Origin of the sequence: Flavobacterium sp. SM15, from assembly GCF_022012335.1 — a bacterium.
Classification (GTDB): domain Bacteria; phylum Bacteroidota; class Bacteroidia; order Flavobacteriales; family Flavobacteriaceae; genus Flavobacterium.
In genome coordinates this window covers 1-297 of sequence record NZ_JAKLTO010000037.1, presented here as the reverse complement: position 1 = coordinate 297, position 297 = coordinate 1, and the positions used below count along the sequence as shown (strand labels likewise).

At 42.4% G+C, this 297-nt stretch carries 1 protein-coding gene; it reads left to right on the top strand.

Annotation, left to right across the window (positions count from 1 at the left end):
• A partial coding sequence (locus LZZ90_RS14015; RefSeq protein ID WP_305039224.1) for a PKD-like domain-containing protein occupies positions 1–297 on the top strand: 297 nt, incomplete at both ends.

Genomic DNA, 297 nt, shown 5'->3' with positions numbered 1-297 from the left:
TGGACGGTAGTTGAAAATGGAGTAAGCGGTGCTTCCAATGGAAGTGGAACAACTATAGCACAAACTTTAACAAATTCAGGAATTGTAAACGGAACAGCTACTTATACGGTAACTCCAACAGCCAACGGATGTAGCGGTACTCCTTTTGATGTAATTATTACTGTTAAGCCTATTCCTGCAGGTTCGGCATCACCATCATCGGATGCGATCTGTTCGGGATCTGCTCCAAATATTTTATTAAGCAGCCCTGTTGCAGGGACTACTTTTGATTGGACAGTAGTTCAAAGTGGAGTAAGT